The organism is Caulobacter sp. KR2-114 (genome assembly GCF_049446115.1).
In the GTDB taxonomy this organism is placed as follows: Bacteria; Pseudomonadota; Alphaproteobacteria; order Caulobacterales; family Caulobacteraceae; genus Acaudatibacter.
The window spans coordinates 335451-352689 of sequence record NZ_JBMSEC010000004.1 but is presented as its reverse complement, the minus strand read 5'-3'; the positions used below and the strand labels follow the sequence as shown (position 1 = coordinate 352689).

General features: G+C 71.2%; 16 protein-coding genes and 1 riboswitch. Of the genes, 9 read left to right on the top strand and 7 right to left on the bottom strand.

What is annotated here, in order from left to right; genetic code table 11:
• Positions 1-172 precede the first annotated feature (172 nt).
• From ACO2Q3_RS16900 to ACO2Q3_RS16885, 4 genes are all read left to right on the top strand, one after another.
• Positions 173-862, top strand: coding sequence for a Tat pathway signal sequence domain protein (locus ACO2Q3_RS16900; RefSeq protein WP_423308608.1), 690 nt, complete (start codon positions 173-175; stop codon positions 860-862).
• Positions 859-2700 carry an arginine--tRNA ligase gene (gene argS, locus ACO2Q3_RS16895; protein ID WP_423308606.1) on the top strand — a complete coding sequence of 614 codons (1842 nt, stop codon included), beginning with the start codon at positions 859-861 and terminating at the stop codon, positions 2698-2700. Before ACO2Q3_RS16900 ends, argS begins: the two co-directional genes overlap by 4 nt.
• Positions 2701-2786: 86 nt before the next feature.
• Positions 2787-3458: a hypothetical protein gene (locus ACO2Q3_RS16890; protein WP_423308604.1), complete on the top strand. Its 672-nt coding sequence runs from the start codon at positions 2787-2789 to the stop codon at positions 3456-3458.
• Between the two features lie 180 nt (positions 3459-3638).
• Positions 3639-3890, top strand: coding sequence for a hypothetical protein (locus ACO2Q3_RS16885; protein WP_423308602.1), 252 nt, complete (start codon positions 3639-3641; stop codon positions 3888-3890).
• Positions 3891-4083: 193 nt separating this feature from the next.
• Here the strand turns inward: ACO2Q3_RS16885 and ACO2Q3_RS16880 are convergent, their stop codons facing one another.
• Positions 4084-5121, bottom strand: coding sequence for an adenosine deaminase (locus ACO2Q3_RS16880; protein ID WP_423308600.1), 1038 nt, complete (start codon positions 5119-5121; stop codon positions 4084-4086).
• Between the two features lie 76 nt (positions 5122-5197).
• A riboswitch (glycine riboswitch) is annotated at positions 5198-5289 on the top strand.
• Between the two features lie 161 nt (positions 5290-5450).
• Between ACO2Q3_RS16880 and gcvT the strand changes: the two genes are divergently transcribed.
• The 5 genes from gcvT to ACO2Q3_RS16855 all read left to right on the top strand — a co-directional run bounded on the left by gcvT (position 5451) and on the right by ACO2Q3_RS16855 (position 10752).
• On the top strand, positions 5451-6608 hold the full coding sequence (gcvT, locus tag ACO2Q3_RS16875) for a glycine cleavage system aminomethyltransferase GcvT (RefSeq protein WP_423308598.1): 1158 nt from the start codon (positions 5451-5453) through the stop codon (positions 6606-6608).
• Between the two features lie 17 nt (positions 6609-6625).
• A complete protein-coding gene (gene gcvH / locus ACO2Q3_RS16870; RefSeq protein ID WP_423308596.1) occupies positions 6626-6991 on the top strand; it encodes a glycine cleavage system protein GcvH in 366 nt (121 codons plus the stop codon).
• A 157-nt stretch (positions 6992-7148) separates the two neighbouring features.
• Positions 7149-8495, top strand: coding sequence for an aminomethyl-transferring glycine dehydrogenase subunit GcvPA (gene gcvPA, locus ACO2Q3_RS16865; protein WP_423308594.1), 1347 nt, complete (start codon positions 7149-7151; stop codon positions 8493-8495).
• Positions 8492-10048 carry an aminomethyl-transferring glycine dehydrogenase subunit GcvPB gene (gene gcvPB / locus ACO2Q3_RS16860; RefSeq protein WP_423308592.1) on the top strand — a complete coding sequence of 519 codons (1557 nt, stop codon included), beginning with the start codon at positions 8492-8494 and terminating at the stop codon, positions 10046-10048. The genes gcvPA and gcvPB overlap by 4 nt, the downstream gene beginning before the upstream one ends.
• Positions 10049-10341: 293 nt before the next feature.
• Positions 10342-10752, top strand: a complete 411-nt coding sequence (locus ACO2Q3_RS16855) for a hypothetical protein (protein ID WP_423308591.1) — start codon at positions 10342-10344, stop codon at positions 10750-10752.
• 283 nt (positions 10753-11035) lie between these two features.
• Here ACO2Q3_RS16855 and ACO2Q3_RS16850 read toward each other — a convergent pair whose 3' ends face one another.
• The 6 genes from ACO2Q3_RS16850 to smc all read right to left on the bottom strand — a co-directional run bounded on the left by ACO2Q3_RS16850 (position 11036) and on the right by smc (position 17229).
• A complete protein-coding gene (locus ACO2Q3_RS16850) occupies positions 11036-11539 on the bottom strand; it encodes an ATP F0F1 synthase subunit B (protein ID WP_423308589.1) in 504 nt (167 codons plus the stop codon).
• A 12-nt stretch (positions 11540-11551) separates the two neighbouring features.
• On the bottom strand, positions 11552-12082 hold the full coding sequence (locus ACO2Q3_RS16845; RefSeq protein WP_423308587.1) for a hypothetical protein: 531 nt from the start codon (positions 12080-12082) through the stop codon (positions 11552-11554).
• A gap of 32 nt (positions 12083-12114) precedes the next feature.
• A complete protein-coding gene (locus ACO2Q3_RS16840; RefSeq protein WP_423308585.1) occupies positions 12115-12339 on the bottom strand; it encodes a F0F1 ATP synthase subunit C in 225 nt (74 codons plus the stop codon).
• Positions 12340-12375: 36 nt separating this feature from the next.
• Positions 12376-13191 (bottom strand): F0F1 ATP synthase subunit A, encoded by an 816-nt coding sequence (locus tag ACO2Q3_RS16835; protein WP_423308583.1) that lies wholly within the window; start codon positions 13189-13191, stop codon positions 12376-12378.
• 7 nt (positions 13192-13198) lie between these two features.
• A complete protein-coding gene (locus ACO2Q3_RS16830; protein WP_423308581.1) occupies positions 13199-13552 on the bottom strand; it encodes an AtpZ/AtpI family protein in 354 nt (117 codons plus the stop codon).
• A gap of 233 nt (positions 13553-13785) precedes the next feature.
• Entirely contained in the window at positions 13786-17229 is a 3444-nt protein-coding gene (gene smc, locus ACO2Q3_RS16825) for a chromosome segregation protein SMC (RefSeq protein ID WP_423308579.1), read from the bottom strand.
• Between the last annotated feature and the right edge of the window lie 10 nt (positions 17230-17239).

Here is a 17239-nt window from a genome sequence, read left to right as displayed (position 1 = left end):
TTTGCCGGGTCGAGAGCTAGAGGACTTCCCGCACGGGCGCCGCGACGCAAGGCCTCGCGTCCATCGCCTTGCGTTTCAACGGCGTTCGTTGCGGCGCCGCTGATATGCCTTTATCAGGGCCATAACCGAGCGGCCGGACCTTCCGGCGCCCGTCCCAAGTCCTGGATTCCCCATGCGCCGCCTCACCTTCACCGCGCTTCTCGCCATCACGGCGCTGACCACCTGGCCGATGGCCCCCGCCCATGCCCAGATGGGCGGGCCGGGCGGCGGCGGCCCTGGCGGCGGCGGCGGCGGCCAGGACGACGACGACGCCAAGAAGCGCAAGCGCGACTCCGAGTGGGGCTCCAACGCCCCGGCCCTGCCGCAGCTGCGCAACGCCGGCCCGTGCCCCTACGTCAAGGTGCTGTACGACGCGGCGCGCTACGTCGAGCTGAAGGACAACAAGGAAGCCTCCAACGCCGTGGGCTACACCGGCGAGATCCAGGGGCTGTCGGCCGGCTGCAGCTACAAGGCCGACCAGCCGATCACCGTGCAGATGCAGATCCTGTTCTCGCTTGGGCGCGGGCCGCAGGCCACCGAGACGCACAAGACCTATCGCTACTGGGTCGCGGTCACCCATCGCAACCAGTCGGTGCTGGCCAAGGAATACTTCGACCTGCCCGTCACCTTCCCGGCCGGCCAGGACCGGGTGACCGTGACGGAGAACCTCGGCGGGGTGACCATCCCGCGCGCCGATTCCAAGGTCAGCGGCGCCAACTTCGAGGTGCTGATCGGCTTCGACGTGACGCCGGAGATGGCCGCCTTCAACCGTGACGGCAAGCGCTTCCGACCCAACGCCGGTGTGAGCACCGCCGCGCAATGAGCGACCTGAAGTCGGGCCTCAGCGAAGCGGCCGGCGCCGCCTTCGCCAGCCTCGGCCTGCCTGCGGAGCATGGCCGCGTCACCGTCTCGGACCGGCCGGACCTGGCCGACTTCCAGTGCAACGGCGCCCTGGCGGCGGCCAAGGCCGCCCGGCGCAATCCGCGCGAGATCGCCACGGCGGTGGTGGAGGCGCTGCAGAGCCACCCGGATCTCGCCTCGATCGAGATCGCCGGACCGGGCTTCATCAACTTCAAGCTCACCGACCAGGCCCTGGCGGTGCGCTGCAACGCCATCGCCGGCGACGCCCGGGCGGGCGCCTCGGGCGTGGGGCAGCCGCGGCGGGTGCTGGTCGACTACGGCGGCCCGAACGTCGCCAAGGAGATGCACGTCGGGCACCTGCGGGCCTCGATCATCGGCGAGGCGGTCAAGCGCATCTGCCGCTTCCGCGGCGACGAGGTGCTGGGCGACGCCCATTTCGGCGACTGGGGCCTGCAGATGGGCCTGCTGATCATCGCCGTCGGCGACGAGCATGCGGACATCGCCGAGGCGCTGGACGGGCTGAAGACCCGGCCCGCCGACTGGACCGAGGCGCAGAGCGAGGACCTCGCCCAACGGCTGTTCGCGCGCATCGGCCTGGAGGACCTCGACCGGCTGTATCCGATGGCCTCGGCGCGCAACAAGACCGACGCCGAGTACCGGGACCGGGCGCGCAAGGCGACGGCCGAACTGCAGGCCGGCCGCTTCGGCTACCGGCTCTTGTGGAAGCACTTCGCCGACATCACCCGGGTGGCGCTGGAGCGCGATTTCCACGCCCTGGGCATCGACTTCGACCTTTGGCGCGGTGAGAGCGACGTCAACGACCTGATCGAGCCGATGGTCGCGGAGCTGCGGACGATGGGGTTGCTGGTGGAAGACCAGGGCGCCCAGATCGTTCGCGTCGCGCGCCAGGGCGAGACAACCAAGAAGAAGCTGCCGGACGGCTCCGTCGTCGTCGCGCCCTGGCCGGATCCGCTGCTGGTGGTCTCGTCGGAAGGCTCGGCCATGTACGGCACCACCGACCTTGCCACGATCCTCGATCGAAAGACCTTCTTCGATCCCGATCTCGTACTCTATGTCGTCGACCAGCGACAGGCGGACCACTTTCTGACCGTGTTCCGCGCCGCCTACCTGGCCGGCTACGCCGCCGAGGGGACGTTGGAGCACATCGGCTTCGGCACCATGAACGGGCCGGACGGCAAGCCCTTCAAGACCCGCGAGGGCGGGGTGCTGAAGCTGCGCGACCTGATCGGCATGATCACCGCCAAGGCCGAGGAGCGCCTGCACGAGGCGGAGCTGGGCGAGCAGCTGGACGCCGAGGCGTTTGCCGAGATCGCCCGCAAGGTGGCGGTGGCGGCGCTGAAGTTCGCCGACCTCGGCAACTATCGCGGCACCTCGTACATCTTCGACCTGGAGCGGTTCTCCAGCTTCGAGGGCAAGACCGGTCCGTACCTGCTGTATCAGGCGGTGCGGGTGAAGTCGGTGCTGCGCCGCGCGGCGGATGAGGGGGCGGAGCCCGGCGTGATCGCCGTCGCCGAACCGGCGGAGCGGGAGCTGGCCCTGGTGCTGGACGCCTTCGACCACGCCCTCAGCGAAGCCTACGACCGCCGGGCTCCCAACTTCGTCGCCGAGCACGCCTATCGGCTGGCCCAGACCTTCTCGCGCTTCTACGCGGCCTGCCCGATCATGACCGCCGAAGACCCGCAGGTGCGCGGCTCCCGCCTGGCCCTGGCCGCGGCCAGCCTGAAACAGCTGGAGCTGGCGCTGGACCTGCTGGGCATGGAGACGCCGGAGCGGATGTAGACGTCGCACGGGGGCTGCCCCGGGGCGGCAGTAGCCAAGACTTGGGCGGGGCGGCTATCCTCGCCCCGGGTGCGTGCGGAGGGTTCATGCGAGCATTGCTGGGCTTGGCCTTGGCGGCCGGGATGGTTGCGGCGTCGCCGGCGTCGGCGACCAGCTACCTGTGCAAGGCCGAGGTGAAGGGGCCGGTCAGCGGCATGCTGCTGACCCAGGTGGTGGGCTCGGACGGCAAGCCGAAGCCGGCCAACCTGCGCTGGTTCGCGCCGCATCCGCCCGGCCAGCCCAATCCCTCGCTGATGATCGACTACGCCATCCCGGACACCTCCAAGGTGGGGCTGGGCAAGGTGACCCAGGCGACGGCCACCCTGGCGATGGTGATGACCGCCCTGCCCAAGGCCAAGAGCGCCGACCTGATCCTGACCTTCGCCGACAAGAGCGAGTCGCGGGTGCCGTGGCAGCTGTACGGCGTCGCCCGCGGGCCGATGCCGCCCGAGGGCCAGCCGCTGCACCTGGACGTCTCCGGCTCGACCATCCTGGTCAGCGGCGCCAAGGAGGACGCGGCGGAGGATGCGGTGATGCTCAAGGGGCTCACCGCCGGGGGCATGGTGCGCGTGCGGGTCCAGGGCGACGACGGCACCATCTTCGCCGACAACACCATCGATCTCGGCGCCACGCCCGGCCGCGACGTCCAGCTGCAGGACGTGTTCGGCCAGATGCGCCACGACCTCGTCGACCCGGACCTGTCCTGCAAGCCGCAGTAGGGGGGGGCGACTCTGGCAAAGCCCGGCGACGACGCAGGCTCGCCCGTCCTGAGTGTCACGGCGAGTGCGCTTGTCGGGACTTCAGAAGACCTTGAGGCTGCCAAGCCGCTTCTCGGCGCCAGCTTCGGCTTTGTTGAGAGACAACTGGCGCGGGACGGTGGGCTTTGGGTTGGCGGTGACTTGCGCCTCTACCGTGACGCGGTCGTGTTCGAGCCGAACCGCCTCAACAGAGCATTCACGCCGAACGTTCCCGCCATCCACGTTGCCCTCGGGCGGATCGACGACGTCTCGGTGAAAGCTGCGTTCTTGACCAGCATCATAACGCTGAAGCTGTCATCTCCCGCCGGCAGCCTGAGACTCCGTTGCTGGCGGGCGTCGTCCGTCGCTGCACAGATAGAAGCGGTGAAGCACGCATCATCCGACATCCCCTAGCGAGGGCGGAACCCCTCACCCTCCCAAGCTCAGCGCTGGCGCGCTGACCTCGGGCCCCTCCCTCTCCCTCTGGGAGAGGTGTTCTTGGGGGTGATTTTTCGAGTGTAGGCAATCGCTTAGTTCACCTCTCCCATAGGGAGAGGGAGGGGCCCGCGGCGCTTGCGTCAGCAGGCGGCGTGGGAAGGTGAGGGGGTCAGGCCTTGCCGGATGATCCCGCTACGTAGGCATCGATCTCCGCCACATGCCGCGCCGTTGCCGCTTCGTCCAGGAACGCGCCGGTGAAGCTGTTGCGGGCCAGGGTCGCCAGCGCCTCGCGCGACAGGCCCGTCGCCTCGGCCACGGCGCGGTAGTTGGCGTTCAGATAGCCGCCGAAATAGGCCGGGTCGTCGGAGTTGATCGTGGGCTTCAGGCCCAGCGCCAGCATCAGCGGCAGCGGGTGGGCGGCCAGGTCGTCGACGACGCACAGCTTCTGGTTCGACAGCGGGCAGACGGTCAGGGTCATTCCGTCGGCGGCCAGCCGGGCGGTCAGCGCGGGGTCCTCCAGCGCGCGGTTGCCGTGGTCGATGCGGTCCACGCGCAGGATGTCCAGCGCCTCCCACACGTACTGCGGCGGCCCCTCCTCGCCGGCATGGGCGACGCGCTTCAGGCCGCGCTCGCCGGCGGCGTGGAACACCCGGGCGAACTTCGACGGCGGGTGGCCCAGTTCCGAGGAATCCAGGCCGACGCCGGCGATGCGGTCCAGCCAGGGCTCGGCGGCCTTCAGGGTGGCGAAGGCGGCGTCCTCGTCGAGATGGCGCAGGAAGCACAGGATCAGCTTCGAGGTGACCCCCAGCTCGCGCTCCGCCTGGGCCATCGCCGACAGCAGGCCGTCGGCCGCGACCTGGAACGGCAGGCCGCGGTCGGTATGGGTCTGCGGATCGAAGAAGAGCTCGGCGTGGCGGCCGCTGTCGGCGGCCAGCCGGCGGAAATAGGCCATTCCCAGGTCGTGGAAGTCCTGCTCGGTCAGCAGCACCCGTGCGCCCTCGTAGTAGATGTCCAGGAAGTCCTGCAGGCGGGTGAACCGGTAGGCCTGACGGATCTCCTCCACCGAGGCGAACGGCAGGTCGACGCGGTTGCGGCGCGCGAACTCGAACATCTGCTCAGGCTCGAGGCTGCCCTCGATGTGGATGTGCAGCTCGGCCTTCGGCAGGCCGGCGATGAAGGCGGAAAGGTCTTCGGAAGGCTCTGACATCCGGCAATACGGGCGCTCATGCTGCGCCGCGTCAAGGCGGCGCTTGACTTGCGAGGGCGCCTCGCACAGGTTCCGCGCGGCTCTCGCGGGAGAGGCCGGGTCCTCGCGCCCGGCGCCGAAGGCGCAACCGCCCCGGAAACGCTCAGGCAAAAGGACCGCGGAGCCTGATGAACGCTGGAAAGAGTCCGGGACCCTAAGGGTCCGCGGCTCGCCGAAGGAGCAAGGGACGGCCGGTTCGCCGCCCCGGAATCTCTCAGGCGCAAGGGACAGCGGGGGCGCAGACTGCGGCGGAGCCTCGCCGCGCCATGCGTATCGCCCGCGGAGAGCCCTTGTCCGACGAGATCCTCAAGACCACCCCGCTGACCCCGTCGCACGAGGCCCTTGGCGGCCGCATGGTGCCGTTCGGCGGCTATTCCATGCCCGTGCAGTACCCGGAGGGCATCCTCAAGGAACACCTGTGGACGCGCGAGAACGCCGGCGCCTTCGACGTTTCGCACATGGGCCCGTCGTTCCTGCAGCTCAATGCCCTGTCCGGTGACGGCGAAGCCGACCACCGGGCCGTCGCCGCGATCATGGAACGCCTGGTCTGCGGCGACATCCGCGGCCTGAAGCCCGGCCAGCTGCGCTACACCCTGCTGCTCAACGCGGACGGCGGGGTGATCGACGACCTGATGGTCGGCCGGCCCCTGCGGCCGGACCGCCAGGGCATGCTCTATGTGATCGTCAACGCCGGGACCAAGGACGGCGACTTCTCGCTGATCGAAGCGGCCGCGGGGGACGCCGCCCGGCTGACCCGCGCCGACGACCGCGCCCTGATCGCCGTGCAGGGCCCGAGGGCCGCCGAGGCGGTGGGCGAGATCCTGCCGGAGGCTCTGGAGCTGGGCTTCATGCAGTTCCGGCGCGTGGACAGGGACGGCGCGGGCCTGGTGGTCTCGCGCTCCGGCTACACCGGCGAGGACGGGTTCGAGATCCTGGTCCCGGCCGCCCAGGCGAAGGGCTTCTGGGACCGGCTGCTGGCCGACGACCGGGTCAAGCCGATCGGCCTCGGCGCTCGCGACTCGCTGCGGCTGGAAGCCGGCCTGCCGCTGTACGGCCACGACCTGGACGAGACCACCTCCCCCGCCGAGGCCAGCCTGGCGTTCGCCGTGTCCAAGCGCCGCCTGCGCGACCAGGACTTCCCGGGCGCGGCCCGCGTGGCCAAGGAACTGGCCGGCGAGGTCGCGCGCCGCCGAATCGGCCTGCGGGTGCTGGGCGGCCCACCCGCCCGCGAAGGCGCCGAGATCGCCAATGCCGCCGGGACCGTGGTCGGCACCGTCACCAGCGGCGGCTTCGGCCCGTCCGTCGGCGGCCCGATCGCCATGGGCTACGTGCCCCCCGACTACGCCGAGCCGGGCGTGAAGCTGAAAGTCATCGTCCGGGGCAAGCCCGGCGACGCCGAAGTGGTCGCCATGCCCTTCGTCCCCCACCGCTATTTCCGCAAAGCCTGAGCAGGAGCCGCCGCGCCATGCGTTTCACCAAGGATCACGAGTGGGTCGAGGTCGACGGCGACGTCGCCACCATCGGCATCACCAACTACGCCGCCCAGCAGCTCGGCGACGTGGTGTTCGTCGACCTGCCCTCCGCCGGCAAGGCGGTGAAGGCCGGCGAGGAACTGGCGGTCGTCGAGAGCGTCAAGGCCGCCTCCGACGTCTACGCCCCCGTCTCCGGCGAGGTGGTCGAGGCCAACGGCGAGGTCGCCGAGGCGCCCGAGACCGTCAACGCCATGCCTGAGGCCGGCGGCTGGTTCGTCAAGCTCAAGCTCGCCGATCCGGCCGAGCTGGACGCCCTGATGGACCGCGACGCCTACGAAGCCTTCCTCGCCACGCTCTAGAATCTCTTCCCCCTTTGGGGGAAGTCCCGGCGAAGCCGGGGATGGGGACTCCAGGGAGCGCCGGACCCCGGCGGCCGCTGGAGCCCCCTCCACCGCTTCGCGGTCCCCCTCCCCAAGCGGGGAGGAGAACGCCAATCGATCCAACGAGTAACCGCCCATGCGCTACCTGCCCCTGACCGCCGACGACCGCGCCGAGATGCTCGGGGTGATCGGCGCCCAATCGATCGACGACCTGTTCGTGGACGTGCCGGCCGCCGCCCGGCGCGCGGGGCTGGTCGACCTGCCTCTGCACGCCAGCGAGCTGTCGGTGGAACGCTCGCTGTCGGCCCTGGCGGCGAAGAACCGGCCGGCGGGCGCGGGGCCGTTCTTCTGCGGCGCGGGGGCCTATCGCCACCATGTGCCGGCCAGCGTCGACCACATCATCCAGCGGTCCGAGTTCCTGACCAGCTACACGCCCTACCAGCCCGAGATCGCCCAGGGCACGCTGCAGGTGCTGTTCGAGTTCCAGACCCAGGTGTCGGCGCTGACCGGTCTGCCGGTGGCCAACGCCAGCCTGTACGACGGCTCCACGGCCTGCGCCGAGGCGGTGATGATGGCCCACCGGGTCACCCGCCGCGGCAAGGCGGTGCTGTCGGGCGGCCTGCACCCGCACTATGCCGAAACCACCTGGACCCTGGCCCACTCGGCCGGCGTCTCCACCACCCGCCTGCCGGCGGCGGTGGACAACGAGGCGGCGGTGATCGCGGCGATCGACGGCGATACCGCCTGCGTCGTGGTGCAGACCCCCAACGTGTTCGGCCAGGTCACCGACGTGACCGCCATCGCCGAGGCGGCGCATGCCAAGGGCGCCCTGCTGATCGTGGTCACCACCGAGGCGGTGTCCTACGGGCTGCTGAAGTCGCCCGGCGAGATGGGCGCCGACATCGCCGTGGCCGAGGGCCAGTCGATCGGCAACGGCCTGAACTTCGGCGGGCCGTACGTCGGCCTGTTCGCCTGCCGGGAAAACCTGCTGCGCCAGGCGCCGGGCCGCCTGTGCGGCGAGACGGTGGACGCCGAGGGCAGGCGCGGCTTCGTGCTGACGCTGTCGACCCGTGAGCAGCACATCCGCCGCGACAAGGCCACGTCGAACATCTGCACCAACTCCGGCCTGTGCGCCCTGGCCTTCACCATCCACATGTCGTTGCTGGGCGGGACTGGGCTGCGCCGGCTGGCGGAGATCAACCACGTCAAGGCGCGGCGGCTGAAGGCCGCCCTGGCGGCGGTTCCCGGCGTCGAGGTGCTGACCGGCGCCTTCTTCAACGAGTTCGCCGTGCGCCTGCCCGGCGACGCCGCGGCGATCGTCGAGCGGCTGGCGGCCAGGGACATCCTCGCCGGCGTGCCCTATTCGCGGCTCGACCCCAAGGCGGGCCTCAGCGACGTGCTGCTGGTCTGCGCCACCGAGACCACCCTGGACGAAGACATCGACGCCCTGGCGGGCGCCCTCAAGGCGGAGATCGCCCAATGACCATGCAGACCGTTGGCCGCCCCACCCGCCCGGACGCCGTCTCCGAGGCCGCCGCCCCCGTCCCGGGAACCGGCGCGAAGGGCCTGCTGCAGGACGAGCCGCTGATCTTCGAACTGGGCGGCTGGGACAAGACCGGCGTCGACTTCGCCGAGGACATCGGCGCGGACGACCTGTCGGACCTCGCCGGCCTCGTCCGGGCCGAGCCCCTGGCCCTGCCGGGCCTGTCCGAGCCGGAGACGCTGCGCCACTACGTGCGCCTCAGCCAGAAGAACCACGCCATCGACCTGGCGCTCTATCCGCTGGGCTCGTGCACCATGAAGCACAACCCGCGGCTCAACGAGAAGATGGCGCGCCTGGCGGGCTTCATCGACATCCATCCGCTGCAGCCGGTGTCCACGGTGCAGGGCGCGCTGGCGCTGATGGACCAGCTGGCGCACTGGCTGAAGACCCTCACCGGCATGCCGGCGGTGGCCCTGTCGCCCAAGGCCGGGGCCCACGGCGAGCTCTGCGGCCTGCTGGCGATCCGCGCCGCGCACGAGGCCCGCGGCGACGCACGCAAGACCGTGCTGGTGCCCACCTCGGCGCACGGCACCAACCCGGCCACGGCGGCCGAGGCCGGCTACGCGGTGCGCGAGATCGCCCAGACCGCCGACGGCCGCGTCGACCTCTCCGACCTCGCCGCAAAGCTCGGACCCGACGTGGCGGCGGTGATGGTGACCAACCCCAACACCTGCGGCCTGTTCGAACGCGACGTGCTGGAGATCGCCCGCCTGACCCACGAGGCGGGCGCGTACTTCTACTGCGACGGCGCCAACTTCAACGCCATCGTCGGCCGGGTGCGCCCGGGCGACCTGGGCGTCGACGCCATGCACATCAACCTGCACAAGACCTTCTCCACCCCGCACGGCGGCGGCGGTCCCGGCGCCGGCCCGGTGGTGCTGAGCGCCGCCCTGGCGCCCTATGCGCCCAAGCCCTGGGTGGTCGGCGGCGGCGAAGGCGCCCTGCGGCTGCTGGAGGAGGCGCAGGACGAGGCGGTCGGGGCGCTCGGCCGCATGTGCGCCTTCCACGGCCAGATGGGGATGTATGTCCGCGCGCTGAGCTACATGCTCAGCCACGGCGCCGACGGCCTGCGCCAGGTGGCCGAGGACGCGGTGTTGAACGCCAACTACATCAAGGCGCGGATGGCGGGCGTGATGACCGCCGCCTTCCCGGACGGCCCGTGCATGCACGAGGCGCTGTTCGACGACGCCTGGCTGGAGGGGACCGGGGTCACCACCCTGGACTTCGCCAAGGCGATGATCGACGTCGGCTTCCACCCGATGACCATGTACTTCCCGCTGGTGGTGCATGGCGCGATGCTGATCGAGCCGACCGAGACGGAGTCCCGGCGCGAGCTGGACCGCTTCTGCGACGCCCTGCTGGAGCTGGCCGCGGCCGCCCGGGCGGGCGAGGCGGACCGGTTCAGGGCGGCGCCGTTCTTTGCCCCGCTGCGGCGCCTGGACGAGACCCTGGCGGCGCGCAAGCCGCGGCTGCGGTGGACGGCGGAAGCCTGAGGCGGCGCACTCAGGCCGCGGCCGAAAACTGATTCCCGGCGCCGGCGGCGGACCTCCGTCTCCGGCGCGAACGGGCGCATTTGCAGCGGAACTTACAAGCCAGGGCCGTTAACTGTCGCCCAGGCGCCATAATCAAGTCATCAACTGAGGCGGATCGGCCACAGCCCCTCCCAATAGAGTCAGCAATCGCAGATTCTTTGATCCATGCCGCTATCGCTTAAGGAAAGCGGGTCCATATGGGAGACATGCGACCGCGTCGCCTCGCGCGGCCGCCACCCCAAACGCTGAAGATCATGTCGCTCGTTTCGCTCCGAACGCCCGCCTTCGTCCGCGCCGCCGCCGCTCCCGAGCGGTGGCGTGCGGTGCTGCGCGCGGCCAGCATCGTGGGCGGCTCGATCCTGATGGCGGTGGGCTTCGTGGGCGCGCTGCTGCCGTTCCACCTGGGCGTGCCGGTGCTGGTGATCGGCCTGGTGATGGTGCTGCGCTCGTCGCATCAGGCGCGCCGCCAGTTCATCGGCCTGCAGCGGCGGCACCCCAAGATCGTGTTCCCGATCCGCCGCCTGCTGCGCCGCGAGCCGGAGGTTCTGCCGGTGGCCTGGCAACAGGTGCTGCGCATGGAGCGCCTGGTCGTCCCGCGCCGCTGGCGCCCCGCCCGCGCCCTGCGCCGCCGGTTCTTCCCCAAGCGCCGGATGGCCGCGATCTAGCTCTCGCCTCCCTTGTGGGGAGGGATAGATCGCCCACCCTCCCCCTTGCGGGGAGGGACAGATCGCGAAGCGATCAGGGTGGGGAAGTGAGACGCCACCCCCATCTCACGAGTTTGGCCTTTCCCACGAGATTGACCTGTGCGCCGGCGGGGGTTCCCCACCCTGGCGGCTTCGCCGCCTGTCCCTCCCCATGAAGGGGAGGGCTGAGATGGAGCGCCGCCCCACACGAAAACGCCCGCCTCTTACGAGGCGGGCGTTCGCATGTCTTACGGATGACCGGGGACTACTGGAAGCGGGCCTGCAGGCCGGCCAAGCCCTGGTCGATCAGGGGGTCGCTGGTGGCGCCGGCGATGCGGGCGGTCAGAACCGCCTCCGCGGTCGCCGAGGCCAGCTCGGCGGCGGCGGCCTTAACCTCGGCGGCGGCCTGGGCTTCCGCGTTGGCGATCTTGCGCTCGGCCATCTCGCGACGACGCTTGATGTCGTCCTGGAGCTTGGCCTTGGCCTCGCTCAGCAGCAGCTTGGCGTCTTCCTTGGCGGCGTCGATCATCGCCGCGGCGGTCTTCTCGGCCGCCTCGCGCTGGGTCTTGATCTCGGCCAGCAGGCGCTGGGCCTCTTCGCGAAGCTGGTTGGCCTCGTCGAGCTGGGCCTGGATCTTCTGGCCGCGGCTGTCGAGCACGCCGGCCAGCGCGCCGGGGACCTTCAGGTAGACCAGCAGGCCGATGAACACCAGGAAGGCGACGCCCACCCAGAACTCGGCGTCCTGGACCAGATCCTTGAGGAAATCCATGGGTGCGTCCTCCTAGGCCTTGGCCGCCAGGGCGGACTGGATCTCGGCGTCCGAGGCCGCCTGGCCGGTCAGCTTGGCGACGATGGCGCCGGCGGTGTCGGCGGCGATGCTGCGCACGTTGCCCATCGCCTCGTCCCGCGCCGCGCGGATGCGCGCCTCGGCCGCTTCGGTGGTCTCGGCCAGCTTGGCTTCCTCGGCCGCCAGGCTGGCGGAGATGTCCGCCTTGGCCTGGGCGCGGGCGTCGGAGGCCAGCTTCTGGGCCTGGGCGCGGGCCTGGGCGGTTTCGGCCGCCGCGGCCGCGGCCTGGGCGTCAGCCTCGGCCTTCAGACGCCGGGCGTCGGCGATGTCGCCTTCGATCTTGGCGTCCCGCGCCTCGATCGTGCCGCCGATACGCGGCACGAACAGACCACGCATCAGCAGGAAGACGACCAGGAAGATCACCGAGAACCAGGCGATCTGGCCCGGCCACCAGTGGGGATCGAACTGGGGAAGACCGCCGGACTGGGCCGGTTCGGTCGTTCCCTCCTGCGTGGGACTAGCCATGATCGTTCAGGCTTTCTCGCTTCAGGTCCGGATTAGACGAAGCGCAGCAGCAGGGCGACCACGAGGGCGAAGATGCCCATGGATTCCGTGAGCGCCATGCCCAGGAACAGCCACACGCGCTCCTGGCCGGCGGCCGACGGGTTGCGGATGGCGGCTTGCAGGTAGTTGCCGAACAGGATGCCGAGACCGGCGCCCGCGCCGATCATGCCCATCGTGGCAAGGCCGGCGCCGATGTACTGAGCGGAAGTGTGGTCCATTGTAGTCCTCGTTGAGAGAGCGTTGCGTGTGTTGGGTTAGTGCCCGTGGCCGAGGTTCACGACCTCGTTCAGGTAGACAGTGGCCAGGGCGGCGAAGACGAAGGCCTGCAGGCCGGCGACCACCAGCTCAAGGCCGGTGAGCGCGATGACCATGGCCAGCGACAGGCCCGAGCCCACCAGGCCCAGGCTGTTGAGGCCGAAGCCGGCCAGGCCGACGGCGCCGAGCGCCACGACGAAGCTGGCGAAGATGTTCATCACCACGTGGCCGCCCAGCATGTTGCCGAACAGACGCATCGCCAGGGTCAGCGGGCGGACGATGAAGGAGATGAATTCGAAGAAGCCGATGAACAGCGCCATCGCCCAGTGCACGCCGGGCGGCACGAACAGCTTGAAGAAGCCGAGGCCGTTCTTGATGAAGCCGATGATCACGACGCTCATGAAGGTGATCACCGCCAGGGTGGCGGTCACGGCGAGCTGCGCGGTCGGGGTGAAGGTCCAGTCCTGGCCGCCCACGTGGCCCACGGCCAGCACGACGCCCATCATGTTCATGGTCAGCACCAGCATGAAGATGGTGAAGACGAAGGGGATGTAGGGCTTGCCGTTGTGGCCGATGATCGGCGTCACCAGGGTGCCGTCTATCAGGTCGTAGAGGCTCTCGCCGACCGCCTGCATGCGGCCCGGGACGATCGCGCCCTTGGCCGAGATGCTGAACAGCACGACGATCAGCACGGCGGCGATGAGCATCATCAGGACGGAATTGGTGATCGAGAAGTCCATCCCGTTGATCACGATCGGCGGGACACCCGCGACGCGCTCGATCAGGAACTGCTTCATCGGCTCGATGGCGGCCATCGGTGTCTCACTCGTCCTCTTCATCGTCCGGCGCCGAAGGCGCCGGCGCGGGCCCCTGCGAGGCCCGTGCGCTCATGGCCATCGCCGTGCGCACCACGGCGTAGACCGAAATCCCGGAGCCGATCAGCAAGCCGCCGACCACGCCCCAGGGGCTGGTGTGCGCGACTCGGTCAAGAAGCCACCCCAGGCCCAGACCCCCCAGCACCCCGCCGAGCATTTCGCCCAGCATGCGGTAGCCGTCGCTCGACGCCCCCATAGACCCCTGAGCGGGGGTCTTCGGGGCGCGACTGGCCGCGAACGCTTCGAGCCGTTTGTCGAGGCGCCGAAGCGCCCGGTGGCTCGTATCGTCCGGCTTGGGCATGGACTTGGAAGGTCTTTCGAGGCGACCCCGGCGTCCCGCCGCGGCCCGGCCAGGTCGCGGCGGAACCTATAGACGCCGGCTGCGAGCGTCAAGTTCGCGTGAAAACATATTAAATAGCTGAATTAGCGGAATAATTTTTGGTTGGCGAGACGTGGGTTCGCCAGTGTGCATTTCATGTCGCACACACGACGTCAGGTAAGGAGCCCACGCTCCCCCTTGTGGGCAGGGCGGAATTACTGCGCCGCCAGGGCCTCGGCCTGGCGCAGGTCGACCGAGACCAGCTGCGAGACGCCCCGTTCGTGCATGGTCACCCCGAACAGCCGGTCCATGCGGCTCATGGTCAGCGGGTTGTGGGTGATGGTGATGAAGCGGGTCGGCGCGCGCTGGCGCATCTCGCTCAGCAGGTTGCAGAACCGCTCGACATTGGCGTCGTCCAGCGGGGCGTCCACCTCGTCCAGCACGCAGATCGGCGCGGGGTTGGCCAGGAAAACGGCGAAGATCAGCGCCGCGGCGGTCAGGGCCTGCTCGCCGCCGCTCATCAGGCTCATGATCGCCAGCCGCTTGCCGGGCGGGCAGGCGTAGATCTCCAGCCCGGCCTCCAGCGGGTCGTCGGATTCCACCAGCCGCAGCTCGGCCTGGCCGCCCTCGAACAGGGTGGTGAACAGGGTGCGGAAGTGGCCGTCGATCACCTCGAAGGCGGCCAGCAGGCGCTCGCGCCCCTCGGCGTTCAACTCGTCGATCCCCTGGCGCAGGCGGGCCAGGGCGCCGGTCAGGTCGCTGCGCTCGGTGCGCATGGTCTGCAGCCGGGCGCCCAGCTCGTTCGCCTCGTCCTCGGCGCGCAGATTCACCGGGCCGATCTGGTCGCGCTCGCGTTCAAGGCCCTGCAGGTGGGTCTCGATACCGCCGGCCTCGGCCGGGACGGCGATGGCCTCCTCGGCCAGCTTGCGGCCCAGCTCCTCGGGCAGCAGCTGCGTCGCCTCGGTCAGGGCGGCGGCGTATTCGGCCAGCCGCTCGCGGGCCGCCTCGAGCCTGGCCGCCAGGGTGGCGCGGGCCTCGCGGGTGTCGGCCGCGCGGGCGTCGGCGGCGCGGGAGGCGCGGTCCGCCTCGGCGCGGGCGGTCTCGGCCGCCGCCAGGGCGTCCGCGGACTTCGCCCGGCGGGCCTCGGCCACCGACAGCTCGTCCATCAGCTTGCCGCGGCGGGCCTCCACCGTGGCCGGGGCGTCGCGCGCGGCCAGCAGCGCCGCGTCGGCCTTGGTCCGGTCCTTTTCCAGGGCGGCCTGCCGGCGCTGCGCGGCCTCGGCGCGGCCGGCCCAGTCGACGCGGTCACGGCCCAGCACCTCGCGACGACGCGTGCGGGCGTCGGTCTCGCGCACTTCCAGGTCGACCGCGGCGCGGGCCTGCGCGGCCAGCTCGCGCGCCTCGCGCGAGGCCTCGCGCGCGCCGGCGAGCTGTCCAGCCAGGGTCTCGTCGCGCACCACCTGCGCCGCGGCGGCCTCCGCGGCGGTGACGGCTGCGTGGGCCTCGGCCTCCTCCTCGGCGAAGCGGGCGATGGTCTCGTCCAGCGACTGGGCGCGGGCGTCGCGGCGGGCGCCCTCGCGCTGCAGCCGGTCGACCGCCTCGCGCAGGCCGGTGACCTTGAATTCGGCGGCCTTGGGCCCGCCCCGCAGGGCCTTCACCTGGTCTTCCGCCGCGGTGAAGCGGGCCATGGCGGCGGCGTGGGCGTCCTTGGCTGCGGCGGCCTCGGGCTTCAGCCGCTCGATCTCGGCCTCGATCTCGGCCAGCCGGGTCTTCTGTTCCAGCCGCACCTGGGCGGGCTTGGGCGCCTCGGCGCGGGCGGTGAAGCCGTCCCAGCGCCACAGGTCGCCTTCCCGCGACACCAGGCGCGCGCCGGGCGGCAGCTGCGCCTGCAGGCGCTCGCCATCCTCGCGGCTTACCAGGGCGGTGAAGGCCAGCCGCGCCGCCAGCTCCGGCGGCGCCGCGACCAGCGGGGCCAGCGGTTCGGCCCCCTTTGGCCAGGCCGGCGCGGCCGCCTCGCCGCCGCCCCAGTAGGCCGGGGCGCGCCTGTCCAGCGCCGCGTCGACGTCGTCGCCCAGCGCCGCGGCCAGGGCCGCCTCGTAGCCGCGCTTCGGGGTGATCCCGTCCAGCGCCGGGCGATAGGGAGTCTTGCCCTTGGGCTGGGTCAGCTGCGCCAGGCCGCGCGCCTCGGTCAGCAGCCGGCCCAGGCGGTCCTCGGCGGCGCGCGAGGCCAGCCGCGCCTCGCCCTCCGCGGCGTGCACGGCGCTGCGCTCGGCCTCGGCGGTCTCCAGGGCCTCCCGGGCGGCGGCGAGCTCGGCCTCCGCGGCGCCCAGGTCGATGTTCGCCTGGGCCAGGCGCGGGTCGCCGGCCGGGCCCAGGGCCTCGCGTTCCGACTTCGCCTGGGCCAGGGCGCGGACCGTGCGCGCCAGGCGCAACTGCGCCTCCTCCAGCCGGCCCTGCGCGGCGCGGCCCTCGGCCTCGGCGGCGGCGGCCCTGGCGGCCAGGGCCTCGACCTCCGCCTCGGTCCGGGCGCGGGCCTGTTCGGCGGCCTGGGCGGCGGCCTGCAGTTCAGGCAGCCGCGAGGGGGCGGCGGCGATCTCGGTCTCGACCTCGGCGATCTCGACGTCCAGCCGGGCCAGGGCGCGGCCCGCGTCCTCGACGATCTGCGCCTCGCGCGCGGTGTCGGCGCCGATCCGCGCCAGGTCGGCGGTCAGCCGCTCCACCTCGGCGGAGGCGCTTTCCAGCTCGCGGTCCAGCCGATCCTTCTCGATCGCCAGGCGGTGCAGGATCGCCGCGGCGGTGGTCTCTTCCTCGCGCAGCGGCCGAATCGCGGCCTCGGCGGCCAGGGCGGCGGCCGTGGCGGCGGCGGCCTCGCGGGCCGCGGTCTCGGCCAGGCCTGCCGCGTCGGCGCCTTCGGCCTGAACCTTCTGCAGCGCGGCGCGCGCCTCGCTCCAGCGGGCGAACAGCATCGCGCTCTGCAGGGCGCGGATCTCGGCCGACAGGCGCTTGTACTTGTCGGCCTGGCGAGCCTCGCGGCGCAGCCGACCGAGGCTGGTCTCCAGCTCGCGGCCGATGTCGTCCAGGCGGGCCAGGTTGGTCTCCGCCGCCCGCACGCGCAGCTCGGCCTCATGCCGGCGGGTGTGCAGGCCCGAGACGCCGGCCGCCTCCTCCAGGATCCGCCGCCGGTTCTGCGGCTTGGCGGCGATCAGCTCGGAGATCTGCCCCTGGCGCACCAGGGCCGGGGAATTGGCCCCCGTCGAGGCGTCGGCGAACAGCAGCTGCACGTCGCGGGCGCGCACCTCGCGGCCGTTCACGCGATAGGTCGAGCCGGCGCCGCGGTCGATGCGGCGCACCACCTCCAGCACCGGATGATCGTTGAACTCCGCCGGCGCGCGGCGGTCGGCGTTGTCGATGGTCAGGGTGACCTCGGCATGGTTGCGCGAGGGGCGGTTGCCGGAGCCGGCGAAGATCACGTCGTCCATGCCGTCGGCGCGCATCGCCTTGGCGGAATTGGCGCCCATCACCCAGCGCAGGCTTTCCAGCAGGTTCGACTTGCCGCAGCCGTTCGGTCCCACGATACCCGTCAGGCCGGGCTCGATGCGGAAATCCGTGGGGTCGACGAAGGACTTGAACCCCGAAAGGCGCAGCTTCTGGAAGTGCACGGCTGGGTGT

Bases quoted from the DNA above. Each gene is read 5' to 3' on its own strand.
- ACO2Q3_RS16855 (WP_423308591.1), top strand. From the start codon at position 10,342: ATGTCGCTCGTTTCGCTCCGAACGCCCGCCTTCGTCCGCGCCGCCGCC.
- gcvPB (WP_423308592.1), top strand. From the start codon at position 8,492: ATGACCATGCAGACCGTTGGCCGCCCCACCCGCCCGGACGCCGTCTCC.
- ACO2Q3_RS16900 (WP_423308608.1), top strand. From the start codon at position 173: ATGCGCCGCCTCACCTTCACCGCGCTTCTCGCCATCACGGCGCTGACC.
- gcvH (WP_423308596.1), top strand. From the start codon at position 6,626: ATGCGTTTCACCAAGGATCACGAGTGGGTCGAGGTCGACGGCGACGTC.
- ACO2Q3_RS16880 (WP_423308600.1), bottom strand. From the start codon at position 5,121: ATGTCAGAGCCTTCCGAAGACCTTTCCGCCTTCATCGCCGGCCTGCCG.
- ACO2Q3_RS16845 (WP_423308587.1), bottom strand. From the start codon at position 12,082: ATGGCTAGTCCCACGCAGGAGGGAACGACCGAACCGGCCCAGTCCGGC.
- gcvPA (WP_423308594.1), top strand. From the start codon at position 7,149: ATGCGCTACCTGCCCCTGACCGCCGACGACCGCGCCGAGATGCTCGGG.
- argS (WP_423308606.1), top strand. From the start codon at position 859: ATGAGCGACCTGAAGTCGGGCCTCAGCGAAGCGGCCGGCGCCGCCTTC.
- ACO2Q3_RS16890 (WP_423308604.1), top strand. From the start codon at position 2,787: ATGCGAGCATTGCTGGGCTTGGCCTTGGCGGCCGGGATGGTTGCGGCG.
- ACO2Q3_RS16835 (WP_423308583.1), bottom strand. From the start codon at position 13,191: ATGGCCGCCATCGAGCCGATGAAGCAGTTCCTGATCGAGCGCGTCGCG.
- ACO2Q3_RS16830 (WP_423308581.1), bottom strand. From the start codon at position 13,552: ATGCCCAAGCCGGACGATACGAGCCACCGGGCGCTTCGGCGCCTCGAC.
- ACO2Q3_RS16850 (WP_423308589.1), bottom strand. From the start codon at position 11,539: ATGGATTTCCTCAAGGATCTGGTCCAGGACGCCGAGTTCTGGGTGGGC.
- ACO2Q3_RS16840 (WP_423308585.1), bottom strand. From the start codon at position 12,339: ATGGACCACACTTCCGCTCAGTACATCGGCGCCGGCCTTGCCACGATG.